Annotated in this window: 7 protein-coding genes and 1 tRNA gene; 5 read left to right on the forward strand and 3 right to left on the reverse strand. The window is 37.9% G+C overall.

What is annotated here, in order from left to right:
* Window positions 1–392: 392 nt before the first annotated feature.
* Complete coding sequence (locus I8748_RS16195) at window positions 393–6,665, reverse strand: PAS domain S-box protein (protein ID WP_198125606.1); 6,273 nt, start codon at window positions 6,663–6,665, stop codon at window positions 393–395.
* Between the two features lie 385 nt (window positions 6,666–7,050).
* Between I8748_RS16195 and I8748_RS16200 the strand changes: the two genes are divergently transcribed.
* Window positions 7,051–8,352 (forward strand): cation:proton antiporter, encoded by a 1,302-nt coding sequence (locus I8748_RS16200; protein WP_198125607.1) that lies wholly within the window; start codon window positions 7,051–7,053, stop codon window positions 8,350–8,352.
* 85 nt (window positions 8,353–8,437) lie between these two features.
* On the opposite strand, the gene I8748_RS16205 is transcribed toward I8748_RS16200, so the two are convergent.
* Window positions 8,438–9,544, reverse strand: coding sequence for a saccharopine dehydrogenase family protein (locus tag I8748_RS16205; RefSeq protein WP_198125713.1), 1,107 nt, complete (start codon window positions 9,542–9,544; stop codon window positions 8,438–8,440).
* A 320-nt stretch (window positions 9,545–9,864) separates the two neighbouring features.
* On the opposite strand from I8748_RS16205, the gene I8748_RS16210 reads away from it, so the two are divergent.
* The 3 genes from I8748_RS16210 (at window position 9,865) to I8748_RS16220 (ending at window position 12,344) form a co-directional block, all read left to right on the forward strand.
* A complete protein-coding gene (locus tag I8748_RS16210) occupies window positions 9,865–11,079 on the forward strand; it encodes a murein hydrolase activator EnvC family protein (RefSeq protein WP_198125608.1) in 1,215 nt (404 codons plus the stop codon).
* Window positions 11,080–11,223: 144 nt separating this feature from the next.
* Window positions 11,224–11,296: transfer RNA gene (locus I8748_RS16215), tRNA-Arg, on the forward strand.
* Window positions 11,297–11,909: 613 nt separating this feature from the next.
* On the forward strand, window positions 11,910–12,344 hold the full coding sequence (locus I8748_RS16220; RefSeq protein WP_198125609.1) for a hypothetical protein: 435 nt from the start codon (window positions 11,910–11,912) through the stop codon (window positions 12,342–12,344).
* A gap of 346 nt (window positions 12,345–12,690) precedes the next feature.
* Here I8748_RS16220 and I8748_RS16225 read toward each other — a convergent pair whose 3' ends face one another.
* Window positions 12,691–15,114 (reverse strand): competence protein CoiA family protein, encoded by a 2,424-nt coding sequence (locus I8748_RS16225; protein WP_214662596.1) that lies wholly within the window; start codon window positions 15,112–15,114, stop codon window positions 12,691–12,693.
* Window positions 15,115–15,256: 142 nt separating this feature from the next.
* Between I8748_RS16225 and I8748_RS16230 the strand changes: the two genes are divergently transcribed.
* Window positions 15,257–15,508: a hypothetical protein gene (locus tag I8748_RS16230; RefSeq protein ID WP_198125611.1), complete on the forward strand. Its 252-nt coding sequence runs from the start codon at window positions 15,257–15,259 to the stop codon at window positions 15,506–15,508.
* Window positions 15,509–15,573 lie beyond the last annotated feature (65 nt).

Here is a 15,573-nt window from a genome sequence, read left to right on the forward strand (position 1 = left end):
TTCAGCTAGTAATTAATTGATTTAGGCGAAGCTAATACTTTTTATTATTCATCTAGGGCAATTGGGTTTTGTGCGATCGCCTGGAAATTGTATCATAGACTACTATTTTTCTGGCGATACCTTCAGTAAGCTTCGCTAACGCAGAATTTTTCAATCTACTGATATTCGACTTTCTACGTGGTCTCGCCAGGTCTGCGCCTTTTTAGTATGGTCGCCAATTTTTGACCTGCTAGTTAATATTTTGAATGTCACTGCACCATAACCTGGTAATTGAGAATGCAATCGCCCATTTTCAGAGGTGATTTTTGTAAGCGATTTCTTTATCTAAAACAGGGTAACATACAGTTAATAATTTGGTCATTTAGGAACTAAACGCGACCCACTGAAGAGTTTTATATACTCATCAGTTCCATAATTTTATCAAATTGGAAGTTATTAGCTAAATCTGTGAGATACTTTTTCAGTAAAGTATTTTCTGAAGGTATTTGTTCAATTAATTGAAAGATTAGATCGTCGCTGCATTGGGCTGCGGCATTATATACTTGTGCTAACCATTCATCGGACATTTGAGATAATAAAGGCAGTAAATCTTCAGATGTTAAAATTTGTTCTTGAGTCTGTTGTCTCGCATCTAATATTTGATTACTTTCTTCTTGATAAATATATTTTACTCCCAAATATTTACTGATTTTTTCTAGTATTTCTTCCTCTCGGAAAGGTTTATTAATCAAATCATCGCAACCTGCCTTCATCATTGCCTCTCGTTGTTCCTCGAAAGCGTTGGCAGTGAGGGCAATAATAATTGGATAGGCATCAATAACACAAGAGTGGGCGAGATAAGAGAAATGAGGGGGATGAGGGAGAGTTTCTTCCCCATCTTTCCATCTTTCCATTTGCCTTGCTTTAATCTTCCTTGTCGCTTCGTAGCCATCCATAACTGGCATTCGCATATCCATGAAAATCAGGTGTGGTTGCCATTCTAAGCATTGAGCGATCGCTTGTTGGCCATTTCCAGCCTCCCGCACGGCAAAGCCAATAATTTCTAGTAGTTTAACTAGTACAATACGATTGTCTGTAACATCATCAACTACCAGTATTCGGTATTCTTTTTGCTCTGGTGCTAGACCAATAACTTGGCGTTGAGTTTGGTGTATTTGAATTTCGCTGGCTCTTGCTACACCAATCTGAATATCAAAGCTAAATGTACTACCCACACCCAGCTTACTGCTGACGGTAATATCTCCGCCCATCAGTTGCACGTATTTGCGGCTAATTGCTAAGCCTAATCCTGTTCCATGTTGAGATTTTCTGCCGCTTTCAGTCTGCCCAAAAGCTTCAAAAAGCAAGTCAATTTCTTGTGGAGAAATACCAGGGCCAGTATCTTGTACCTCGAAGTGAAGTGTCAGTTGTCCGTTGTGAGTTGGCAGTTGTTTGTTATTACTAACTACTGACCACTGACTACTGACTACTGACACCCGTAGCGTTACACTACCACTAATAGTAAATTTGATGGCATTTCCCAAGAGGTTAAGCAAGACTTGGCGCAGTCTGCTTTCGTCAATTTGCACATATTGCGGTATATCAGGACTATATTCAAAGATGAGTTCTAGCTTCTTAGAAGCAGCACGGAAATGCAACATTTCTTGCAGGCTTTGCAAGAGGTGAATCAAGTCAAAGCTGATAACATTCAATGTGGTTCTACCTGCTTCGATTTTCGACATTTCCAGAATGTCGTTGATTAAGTTAAGTAGATGTTCGCCAGCACGATTGATAATTGTGAGGTTTTGTTGATGTTCTCTAGATAGAGACTTGTCATGACTCATGACTTGGGTGAAGCCAAGAATGGCGTTGAGTGGAGTACGCAATTCGTGACTCATGTTGGCAAGAAATTCGCTTTTGGCACGGTTGGCAGCATCAGCAGCTATCACAGCTTCTTGCAATGCTTGTGATTGTCTTTGAGTTTGTGCTAATAATTGAGCCTGCTGTAAAGCAACTCCTAACTGATTGCCAATTTGCACTACTATGTTAGTTTCTCCTGTTTTCCATTGGCGGGGTACAGAATTTTGATAAGTCGCTAATAATCCCCAAAGTTGATCACCACATAAGATGGGGACAATGATGTAGGCTTTGGCTTGAAAACGTTCCAAAAGGTTGATGTAACGAGAATCAAACCCAACTTTGTAAATATCTGGCACACAGCGGCAACTTGTGCCTTGGATTGTTTGTATATTATTAGTATTTTGCTCTTGCTCATCTCCATTATTTAAGATGTTCACTAAGCAACGGTCACCTTTGAATGCATTCTCCATCAGATGGGGGTGATTTTTGTGTTCTTCTATCATAGAAATCCAGCCTTCTGCCACTGACTCTGAAACAAATTCACCATCCCAGTGGAGATTAAAACGATAGACAACGACGCGATCGCAGTTGAGGACTTGTCGCAATTCTTGGGTTGTGGCTGCAAATATCGTCTCTAAATCCAGTGTCTGCCGCATTCTTTGAATTACTTGGGCGATCGCTCTTTCCCGTTCTGCACTTTCGCGCAAGGCTTCTTCTGCTATTTTTCTTTCGGTAATATCTGTAATTGTACCGATATAACTTTGAATTTCCCCATTTTCGTCAATGTCTGGTAAAGCTTGAGCAATTACCCAAACGACTTTACCATCAGGACGTAAGTAGCGATGTTCAGACTGAGTTGGTACTGTTCTTGATGCTACTGCTTTTTGCCATAAACTGATGACGCGATCGCGGTCGTCTGGATGTATCGCTCTTGTCCAACCTTTGCCTAAAGAATCTCGGTAACTCAGTCCTGTAATCTCGCTCCAGCGTTGATTTAAATATAAGGCGTTGCCCTCAACATCAGCGTGGAATATGCAAACTGGTGAGGCTTCGGCTAATGTTTGATACCGTCGCTGGCTTTCTTGTAAAGCTAGTTCTGCAAGTTTGCGATCGCTAATTTCTACCATCACAGTGCCAACACCAGAGGGGCGATCGTCCTCACCTGGTATGGGAAAATAAGAAGTGAGGAAGTGGCGGATATTATGCAGTTGCTTGGGTGATGGGATACTTAACTCTAGGTTGAGAATCGGTTGACCAGTCAACAGTACTTGTTGATAGAACGGAGTCACCAAGGATGCCATCTTGGGAACAATCTCACGGAGTGTTTTGCCAATATGGTCTTGTTGAGATTTTCCATGAATATCTGCCAGCAGTTCGTTGATTTGCACAAACCGCAGTTGGTTATCTACAATATGTAAACCCACAGGGGCACTGCTGAAAAAGGCATTGAGGCGGGCTTGCCTTAAAGCCAGTTCTCTTTCTAGGGTTTTGCGCTCTGTGATATCTTTATGAGTACCTGTCATCCGCAAAGGCGTACCTTTCTCGTCACGCTCAAATATCTGACCACGGGACTGAATCCATTTCCACTCACCAGAGGAACAACGCATCCGAAATTCAACTTCATAAACCGGAGTAGCGCCTTGGATATGGGCGTTTAAGGCTGAGTTGACTGTGGCCTGGTCTTCTGGATGTATCAGTTCTGCCATGGTTAACTCATTATCTGGAATTTCGTCGTCTTTGTATCCCAGCATCTTTTTCCACCGCCAGTCACGATAGATTTTGCCGCTGCTGATATTCCAATCCCACAACCCTAAATCGCTAGCTTCTAGAGCAAGGTGCAAACGTTCTTCGCTGAGTCTGTGGGCGGCTTCTACATGTTTGCGTTCAATTAGCCCGCCTAACTGAGCAGCAACCGCACGTACTAACAACAACAAACGCTTATCTACTGGTAGTAATCTGCGTTTAAAAAATACTAAAACTGCCAAGACTTCCTTGCCAGCCAGAATTGGCACACCAAAACCAGCTTTTAATCCCACTTTAGCCGCCTGTGGCGATCGCCAAAAAATTGGCTCTGTGACTTGTGAAACATTTTCTATCCATTCTGGCTCTCGATTATACCAGACTCGTCCTGGCAGTCCTGCGCCTAGAGGAAATTTCACACTTTGGCTTTGGCGACCGAATTCTTCTAAGTCGCTTGACTCTGCGTACCACACCAAGCTATGTTCTAAGGTCGAGTTATCATCTGTTGGTATCCATGCTTCGCCAAAATCCCAGTTGATGGTGTTACAAATTAAGCGAAGAACCAGTTTTAAGGCACTTTTGACATCAACGGCGCGAGTGATGGCTTGAGATGTTAACAGTAATAAACGGCTTTCATTTTCTGCCAGCTTGCGTTCAGTGATATCTTTAGCTGTGCCCAGGATGTACTGTTGCCCGTCAATCTCGATCAATTCTGCACTGAACAGCGTTGTCTTTACTTCACCATTGGCAGTGCGAAAATCAACTTCATGGTTGCGAATGGCTTTTCTCTGTTGGAGAATCTGAGTCAGGAAGGTACATTCTTGTGGATTCACCCAAATATTTAATTCTTTGTTGGTGCGACCGATGACTTGAGAAGGAGAATAACCAAAAAGCCTACAAAAACTGTCGTTAACTTCGGTATAGCGAGTTTCTGGGAAGGTAGATAGGGCGATGGGGTCAGGCGATGCTCTAAAGGCTGATGTTAACTTTTTTTCAGATGCCCGATGAGCGGCTTCTGCACGTTGGCGTTTCTGTGCTTCTAGGGCTAATGATACTAAATTCCCTAAAGAACGAGCGAAATTTTGGTCTTCCAGTGTCCAAGAATGAATAACTCCCACTGCCTCCAAACATAAAACTCCTACGGTGTTTCCCGCAAACCTGATCGGTGTATTGAGTGTAGAAGTGATGTTGAATGGAAACAAGTAAAACTCGGCTAATTCTTGGGTTCTGGGGTCGGTGTGGGCATCATCTGCAACAATTTGTTGGTTTTGTTGCATAGCTTGAAAATAAGCTGGATAGTCTGCTACTGATAAAGTCAATTCGGCGCTGTGTTGATTGCGACTCTGTTCAAATAAGTCAAAACACTGCATATAGCTAGCTGTGTCGTTATATAGCCAAATACTGACTCGTTCAACTGCTATATTTTTAGCGCCTGCTTCTGTTATTTCACTGAAAGCTGCTTTTAAATCACCTTGGTATAGTAGCTGATTTTTTGCTAGTTCTGTTAATACTAGGTTATGGTTGCGGAGCTTAATAGTTTTTTCTTGCAGGGCTTGTTGCACCCGTTTGTATTCTGTGATGTTACTAGCTGTGCCTGTTGCCCCTATAACCAAGCCTTGTTCATTTTTGAAGGCGATCGCATTTACCATCAGATAATAGCAGTCACCATTTTTAGCTATGCAGGTAATCTCATGCTGGAAAATCGGTTCGCCATTGAGAAGATGTGCAAATATTTGTTGATTGTCAGCAATCTGATCAATTGAGATAAAATCAACCCAAGAACACCCGATAATTTCTTCAGGTTCATAGCCATAAACTCTTTTGACGGCAGGGTTCACAAAGGTAATTTGCCCAGATATATCTAGCGACCAAATGATATCTTGGGATGCCTCAACTAACTGGCGATATTTGCTTTCACTGGCTTTTAATGCAGCTTCTACTAACAGGCGATCGGGGTTTTGTTCTTGTAGTAGTTGCAGATTTGGGCTGTCTAATTTGTCATACGCTTGTTTTTCTTGCTTTAGCAGATCAAGTTCATTGCAAGCGGCAGCAAACTCCATGCCGTTGTGGGTGGTCGAGGTTGCTTTCCACGGCGTTTGGGACAGCCAGTGCGTTGCCAAGGTTCCTTTGGTTGTAGACGCGCTTTGCGCGGCTGACCGCAGGGTAGCAAGTGGCGTGCAACTGGCATCATTGGTAACTTCTGTATCTTCTGTTTGTTGGCGTAGACGCGAAGTCAATTTCTGCCAGATATCGCTCATATTGATCAGGGTAGTGACAACAAAAGTCTTCCCGTCATTTTGGTGACAAACTCCCTGTGTCATCTCTACATTTAACTGAAAACCATCTTGGCGTGTAATCCATAATTCCTGACTTTCACTGTCATAACCATTATTAATAAAATCTTGATATTGCTGAATTAACTTGGCTTTTTCTACAACTGTTAAGTTGGAATAATGCAGCGTAAATTTTTGACCAATGAGTTCTTCACGAGTCAAACCATACATCTGACAGTATGCTGGATTGACTTCTACGAAATATCCTTTGTTATCAGTCAAGCAAATTCCTATTTTTGTTGTATTAATAATCGATTCTACTTGCTGATATCGTTGTTTTAATTCAGCGGTCAACTGTTGATATTGTTTGATATCCCCAAGTAGTTGCTTATTTTGCTTTTTTAACTTATTGATTTTTTTTTGTAACTTTTGAATAGTGAGTTTATTTTTTACCCTGACTACAACTTCTTCACGACACAATGGTTTAGTAATATAGTCTACAGCACCGAATTGAGAAAAATTAATTTTATTATGTATTTGATTGATAGCACCGATAAAAATTATAGGAATATCCTGATTTGGGTGATGATCTGTCAAATATTGTTCAACTTCATATTGAGCCATCTCAGGCATAATCGTGTCAACTAAAATTAAATCAGGCAGCATTTTGAATACTGCATTGATTGCCACTTGCCCAGAAATAAATCCTTCTACTTGATAACCTTCTTCTTGGAGAATCTCAGATAAAAATTTTAAATCTTTTAAACTATTAACTACTAAATTTATTTTGATTTTTTGTGCAACCGTTCTCATAACTGATAGAAATTTTTATAAAAAGATAGATCTTTACTAAAAAATAACACAATTAATAACCATAAAATCTGAAAATATCAGTTCCTCATGGCGAGCCACTGCGGTGAGGTAGCCTCAGTCTTACACGCCACTTGACGCCACTTGCTACACTTGGGGAGCAAGTGGCGTGGAAACCACTTTTGTCACATTGCCGACGCTCCTACGTCGCTAACACCACGGCGCTGACTCCTGGTTACAGTCATCAGTCAACACGATTATATCTGCTAACTAAATAGAGGTATAAATGAACGTGATTTATACCGGAAATCTACCTTCAGGTAATTTAACCAAAAAAGCTACTGCAACTAAACTGACAAAGCAATCTTGATTATTTTAAAATAATTTTATGGTAGACGTATATATCCTTGACTTGTTTGTGATAGGACTACTCCTACTAGTCGTCACATTAGGCTCAGGCTGGATTACTCGCTTACCTCTTTCTTTTGCTTTAATCTACCTTGTGGCTGGCATTTTACTAGGCCCATATGGAATAGGACTCATTCAATTACGCCGCGATCAAGTATTCAATGCTGAATTATTAGAGAGACTCACAGAATTTGTGGTAATAATTTCAGTGTTTAGCTGCGGATTAAAAATTATTCTTCCACTTAGGTTAGGGTTTTGGCAGATTACAGCGCGGTTAATTGCATTGTTAATGCCAATTTCAATTTTTGCTCTAGCTGTTATAGGTAAACTTTTTTTAGGTATGAATTGGGGAGAGGCTATTTTATTAGGAGCAATCCTTGCACCCACTGATCCGGTATTAGCCTCAGAAGTACAACTGACAGATACTAAAGACAGAGACGAATTACGCTTTGGTTTAACTTCTGAAGGCGGGTTAAATGATGCTTTAGCTTTTCCCTTCGTTTATTTTGGTCTTTATGCGTTAAAAGATGATCAATGGAGTCACTGGTTCAAAGATTGGATTAGAGTTGATTTAATTTGGGCGATCGCAGCTGGTATTGTAATGGGATTTCTTGTTGCAAAAGCAGTAGTTTGGATTGACCAAAAAATCCAAAAACGCCGTTCTGTTGATGAATTAATGGAGGACTTTGTTGCCATCGGTACAATTTTACTAACTTATTCTTTAACAGAATTTGTCAATGGCTATGGATTTCTAGCAGTATTTATTGCTGGGTTAGTAGTTCAACGCAGTTACAAAAATCCAGAAAAGCCACTAGCACAATTAGAATTTGTTGAGCGACTTGAAAAGCTTTTGGAAGTTGGGACAATTTTGCTATTGGGGTCGATATTATTAGCAAAGCCGATGCTGATCTATGCTACTCAGTCTTTGTTAGTAATAATTTTGTTAGTTTTAGTCATCCGACCTGTGGGAGTGTGGATTAGCACCATCGGTCAACATTCTGAGAATACCCACTACCGAAGGCTAGATCCACGAACTCGCTGGTTATTGGGATGGTTTGGTATTCGTGGTGTTGGTTCTTTATATTATCTTGCCTATGCCCTTGGTAAAGGATTAGAAGGCGAAACTGCTGAAAAAATTGCTTGGATAACTTACACCACGATTGTAGTTTCTGTGATTGTGCATGGAATTAGTGCCACTCCATTAATGGATTGGTATGAACACAAGATTAGCAACCAAAGAAAAACTACTCCTCGCGCCACAATTGATGAACCAGGGGAGTAGGGTAGATGGGGAGCAGGGGAGATAGGGAGATGGGGAGACAAGGAAAATAAGCAATGACAACTGACAAATGACAACTGACAACTAACTACAACCAATTGTGCTGAATTTTAATCCCTCGACTTTGCATAGACTCCATAAATAAATCTGTTGGTAATGCTTCTTCTACAGGAGTAACTCCTGGATGTTTGAGTTTTCCTTCTAGCAACAATTGGGCAATACTACCAGTACCATAACCAGAAATCACTGCTGTATTTTCATGTACTAAATTGGAACAAAAAACGGCTGTTTCACCATTTTTTCTGCCTGTAATTTCTGAACGAACTGCAACTCCAATCCCAGTGAACCGATTAGTCACATCTGTCATAAAATGACTTACATAAGACAAAAATTCTATGGTGCTGCGCTTTTGCATTAACCATTTGGGAAATACATGAGCAGTTATCCAAGTCATGTGATTATAAAAATCGGGAACTGAACCAAATTTAGTAATTACAGTTTTCACCGATGGAAAGGCATGAGGTAAGGTGAAGGTTTCTGGCATATCAAACCAGTAAACTCCACTCCGTCCATAGGGTGGTGGAAACTCAATAACTTCTCTTTCACTGTAAGGCTTGACTACTTGCCATTCTCCATCTATCCAAGCTTTAAACTGATGCTGCAACCCCAAAAAAGTTGTCCGCATGACTGTAACACCAGCACCACCAGAACCAGATACTAAATAACTTAAATGTATCTTTTCTGGTTTATCGAATTGCTCAACACCCTGACGTACCATACTATTAGAAATGCCGGGAAAAATACCAGTGTTAATAATTGCTGTGACGCCAGCGGCAGCAGCTTGTTCATGATAATTTAGAGCTTTGCTGGTATAAGAACGATGGTCGCTGACATCTACATAGTTAACGCCTTGTTCAATGCAGATTTTGAGAACATTGGCATCTCGATAATGAAAGGGGCCAGCACAATGGATGACTACATCGGAGTTAGCGATCGCCTCTCGTAGTTTATCAACTTCTGCCAAGTCTAATACTAAAAACTCTACTCGTTCACCCAAAGGCAGGCTAACACCTTTGACAGTCTCCGGGGAACGCCCAGTGATTGTTATTTTTGCTTGTGTGTGGGTGGCTAGATCTAAAGCAACACTGCTACCAATCCGTCCCCGTCCTCCAAGAATTAAAACGCGGTCTGTCATTACTCCAGCATGGGCAACATTATTTTTATTTGACCAGTTTTGTGTACTGTTTGTCATCAGTTACAAGTATGACTTGCCTATTAATTAAGGAGGATTTTGGAATGGGTAATGGGGAATGGGTAATGGGGAATGGGGAAAGAGGATTTTGATTATTTTGTTGTGTGTGAAGTATATTAGCGCTTGTCTTCTTCCCTAGGTGGTAAATATCTAGACTTGGCAAGCGATCACAAATCTCAAATCATGAAAAACCGTTAGATTCAAGAAATTTTGGGAATAATCCTCATAGTGTTTGGCAGTTTTGCTTGGGTTTGGCTCACACTATGAGAGTGTCATTTTTCAACAAAAGACAAGTTTTCTACTGTATATCTATTATATTTAGCTGTATTTTATACTTTAGTTTAGTCATAATTACAGTCCTACGAGTAGATGCAGAAACCGTAGGATCAATAGATAGTCTACGGCAGCAGCAGCAACAAATTAATCAAGAGCGCGTGAATATGGTTCAGGAGCGCGATCGCTTGACTAATTTACAACTAGAGGCGCAAAAACATTTAACTGGTATTAACCAAAATTTACAAACTACAAACAGCTACATTCAAGATAGCGAGCTGCGGTTACAACTGGCTACCCAACGTCTCCAACAGTTAGAAACTGATTTAGCTGCGGCTGAACGTTTGTATGAAGAACGTCAAATTGCAACAGTAGCGCGATTGCGTTATCTTCAGCGATCGCCAACGCGTCAGGGATGGGCTGTTTTGCTGCAAAGCCAAAGTATCACTGACTTTATTAGCCGCCGTCATCAATTAAAGCTAGTGTTTGAGGCTGACCAGCAAATTTTGGCAAAACTCAACCAACAAGCAAACCAGATTAATAAACAAAAAACTGATGTAGAACAGCAAAAAAATCAAATTGCCTTGATTCGTCAACAATTATTAGCCCAAAAAGCTGATTATCAAGCCCAAGCGCAATCACAGACAGAAATGATTCAACGTTTAAATAGCGATCGCCTCGCCTTGGAAGCAGCAGAAAACCAGCTAGACCAAGATTCTAAAAATCTCGAAGCCTTAATTCAGCAGAAAATTGCAGAAGCCAGAGCTAGAGTTGAAGCCCAAGCCAAGACAAACAGCCGTACAAGCATTATCATTCAAGGAACTGGGGTGTTTGCCTATCCTAGTGATGCTCCTACTAGCAGTCCTTTTGGTTGGCGGATGCATCCAATTCTAGGTTATCGTCGCTTTCACGCTGGTCTAGATTTTGCTGCTAGCTATGGTAGTACAATTCGGGCAGCCGATTCGGGTACAGTGATTTTTGCAGGCTGGTACGGTGGTTATGGCAGAGCTGTAATTATTGACCACGGCAAAGGTATCACCACACTGTACGGTCATACCAGCCAACTGTTTGTATCCGAAGGGCAAACAGTACAGCGAGGACAAGCGATCGCTGCTGTTGGTTCCACAGGTTTATCCACCGGGCCTCACCTGCATTTTGAAGTACGTCGTAATGGTTCACCCGTAAACCCTGCCAATTATCTTTAATATCAAGTTGCGAAGAGAAGGGAAGTAGGAAAGATGAGGAGGATGAGGGGGATGAGGGGGAAAAGGATTTGTTTGCCCCATGCCCAATGCCCCATGCCCCATTCCCCAATTACAATCAAAGTGTGATATAATAGGAGAGATTAAGGGCGCGTGGCTCAGTGGATAGAGCAACAGATTCCGGTTCTGTGGGTCGGGGGTTCAAATCCCTCCGCGCTCGTTACATTTATTATAAGACTAACCACAAAAACTAGAGGTCATTTTCTCTCAGTTTTCTCTCGCTCACCTAATCTTACCCTGAAAACCACTACTAGGGGGAACTGGTTGATTGAGATAAAGTTATTGGATTTAATAGTTACATCAAATATTGTTATTAATTCAAGCTAAACCTATCTGATAAACTTATCAAGCGTTAGAAGATAACCATATTAGCTAACTACTCGCGCTATATTAGCCTGTAATGCCTCTGTTTTGAGTTTCAGGTATCAAAACTACATTAGCTTTACAAGAACAGTTACAGAGCCTTACAGAGGCAAGTAATGATATTTGACAAATAATCACGTCAAAAGACGCTTAATTAGGTACAGAAGCACCTAGATAGAAAACAATCTCTATATCTTAAGTAATTATCTATATAAATTGAGTGTTTAGTTTCTTTTCATTGTGGCAGTATTAGCCAGTGTCATTTACCAGTTTTTCTATCTGCAATACTAATTCTAGTTTTTCAATTTGAGTGTTTAAGTTTGATTATTAAGTGTATTTACTAAGTGTATTTAGTATATAAATTGATATACTTTTTATCTAACATGATTAATTAATAGTAGAGAATAGTTGTGAAAAAACACTTAAAAATATTGTCATCTGTTGCGTTATTAATATTTAGTATTAATGCTTGTTCAACTGCTAAAAGTGAAAATGAAAATGTTAAAAACAATAGTCATGATGATGAATTTGAATATGAATTAAATTATATGTTAGAAGACGATAGTGCAACAAAAGTAGCATATCAACAACTTTTTGGTAGAGAAAAATCAATATCTGAAGCTAAAGAATATTGTAATAAACTTGATAAAGGTGCGAGTAAACTTAATTTAATAAACAACAAATACGATGAATTAACTAATAAAATAGATGAAGATAAAATTACAGAAAGGGAGCGTGATACAATCTTAAAAATCTATTTTACTATATACCGAACTTCACAAAATATCTATTGTCCTCAGCATAGAGATAAAGAACAAATTCCATTAAATGAACGCCTCAAATAACTTCAAATATTTATTTGATAATTTAAAAAAAAATATAAAACTTTATTAAAAATACAAATTAATAGCTATGTTTAACGATAGTTATTTCAATATTTTGTTGACTTTATTAATGTCATATTAATCTAAATATCATAATGACACTATGGTAAACAGGGCGCATTGTGAGAGTAATAATTGCAGTATTAACTATAAACACACTGCAATCCATCATATATCAATTTATTTAATTAACTAAGTCTACTAATGTACATTAATCGTCAGTAAATAGCATTAGTATCTATAATAAATTCATAAATAAAAGTTAAAAAAACAATGGTGTTGCTTCGCTACTAAATTATTAATCATACTAACAAATAGAACCAAGTGTACTAGCGTCTCTCAGATGCCCTAGTTCAGGAGTTATTACCGTATCACGAAGTTTGATATAAGCTTGCTCATCATGTTTTAGTTTGTGTAATAAACCTATAGCATCGTATTTGTTTAGGTTTAATTTAGTGAATATGTATTCACATATTAAGAAACCTAATCTTGTAATATCGCTATCTGTAGCATTGGGTTGCCATTTACGTACAGTAGCTCTACTGTACTGGTTACACTTTTTAACGTCGTGTTCTGCTTTTAATATTGTTTTGTCGCTGTTATTGACTATATAATTCTCTACATTCTGTTTTATTTGTTCTTTGTTAGCTTGCAACATACGTTTGGTAATATCATTGCGTAATTGCTCCAACCATAAGCATTCTGGTTTAGGGGAGTTGTGACCGTTCATGAATGTTTGATTAAGACTACTCTTTACAATAACCTTATTACCAATATTTACTTTTTTACATAAAACTCTATCACCTATGGATAAAGTTTCATTAGTTAGAAATAATCCTCTATATTCCTTTCTAACTTCTTCAGGTAAGTTAGTAGACTTATTGAGTAACTTAGCTAATTTTTCATATTGTGGTTGAGTAGCTTGCCATTTGTATACATTGAATGTACTTGTAATAATTACTCCCAACTCAATTAACTTGGTGCGCTCCTGTATCATATTCAATTCTTGAAATTCAGATACATTCTTATCAGTTAGTATTAATATCTTCTCTAACTTAGTAGTCGAATTATCACTTTTAAATAAAGAATTGTAACTTTCTCCTAAGCGATATAATACGAGTCTATCTTGCTCTAAACAAACTTCTAACAACAATATAGGATTACTTACATGGTAGAGGTAATCACCTTGTATTAATGTTATTTGGAATAGGAGTGAGCAATTATCAAATAAACCTGATTTACAAGTATTGACTACTGTTTTTGTTTGTTCTACTTTTAATAACTGTTGTTTACTTTCGGACACTTCTTTTGGATATAGGTTTAAATGGTTCTCTTTTAATGATTCATTAATCTGAGAATATGTTGAGTTAAGTAAGTGTTGATACTGTTTAGGAATTGACTTCAGACCTTGTTGCAGTTGCACACAATCAGGTAACAATTTAGCTGATTCAATCAATGATTTCCACCAATTTAATTCTGTAAATTGCCGTTGTTTAAGTGTGTCTTCTATGGTTAATGCTTCATTTTGTTCTATATCAGCTTTTAACCATAACTTACTAATTACTAACCAGATAGGTGCTAATTCATTTAATTGAACGTACTGTGATGCGTTATCAATCCAGTATGGTAATGCTAATAACTTAATCACCTTATAGTGAAAATCAAACTTAGTTTTTTTACCATTTACTTGGCTAGAAAAAACTAGCTTGTCGTTTAATGGAATGATATCGAACGTTGGTTTTAAGTATCCTATACCAGCCTCAATAGTAAAAACTTCAATTTTATCGTTAATTAACTTACCCTTACGACTCCTAACTAAGTGATAATAAACACTGATTTTATATGGTTTAGTAGATGTTATTTCGAGTGTGTAGCGTAATGTGTGTTCTAACTTCTTACCTCCGTAGCAAATGAAAGGAATAGGTGGCTGAATAGGTGATTGAATAGAAGTAGATAAGATTTTTTGTTTATTAATTCTGATGATGCTAGGCTGTGTTTTATTATTAATATCATTAATTTCTGTATTTTTAAGGGCTGATAGCCAAGGGTTAAGTATAATTATTTTTACTGTATGTTGACATATTCTATCTACATCTTTCGTTATAAGGTTTTGTTGAAGTATTTTATGTTTTTCATATTTATAATATTCGTATATACTATAAGATACTAAATATCTTAAATTGAAATTAAACTTAGCATTTGCACACAAATAGTTCATTGCTTCCAATGCTATTTGCTGTTGAAGTCGGATTTGTTTATTTTTAATCTTATTTAAAGAAACAATATACTTCCTTTCCAATGATTGTCGATTCTTTATAATATATTCAAGACAATCATCAATAGCATTATTAAACGCTTGATTATTATCATCTTTTATTGAATTAATCCAATAATTAAAATTCACATCATTAACAAGTTTTTCACGTCCAATATAAAACATACTTAAAAATTGTTGTTGAAATAATTTTAGTCTTTGTCCTCTATCTTCAATAAAGATATTTGTATTTATAGCGTTTTCATCAGATGATACTCTTAGACTGCATTGCTTCACTTGTCTAGAGTTAGTAGAATGAAGATGAGCAAAATAAGGTTTTCTAATATCTCCCTTTCTTAAATAAACTTCCTGTTTACACTCAGGACAAAGTAAACCTAGCTCGGAATAGGAATTAAAATTACATTCTTCTGGATAGACTTTTCTACCAGCTTGATACATTGAGATCGCGTAATCCATATTTAATTAATGCTCATAATACTCTCACTATTATCAGAGTATCTATGAATATGGAAAAATTACCATAGTAAAGTTACTTATTATACCTAACAGTAATATTACATTTAGTTTCTTGCAACTAACACATTTAACAGTACAGTCAATGCTCACTTCATTTATCCTTAATCAGAATAATCTCATTACCGAGTATCAAAAACCTCGTAAACCAGCATCAAATACACAACAGCTATCAAACTATATTCGTGAACAAGACCGTATTATAAAGGCATTTAATACACAATTAGAGAATAATATTATTCGTGCTGTATTAGGTGCGCCGGAGTTAGAAAAAGTTAATTTAGTAATTATAATTAAAAACGCACTCAGGTACGATATTCAGATTAATTACACATAATATTGGTGAAACATGATACAGGGAAATAGTAGTAAGTGTGGCTAAATAGCACTTACTACCTTATC

This window comes from Amazonocrinis nigriterrae CENA67, assembly GCF_016056305.1.
Classification (GTDB): Bacteria; Cyanobacteriota; Cyanobacteriia; order Cyanobacteriales; family Nostocaceae; genus Amazonocrinis; species Amazonocrinis nigriterrae.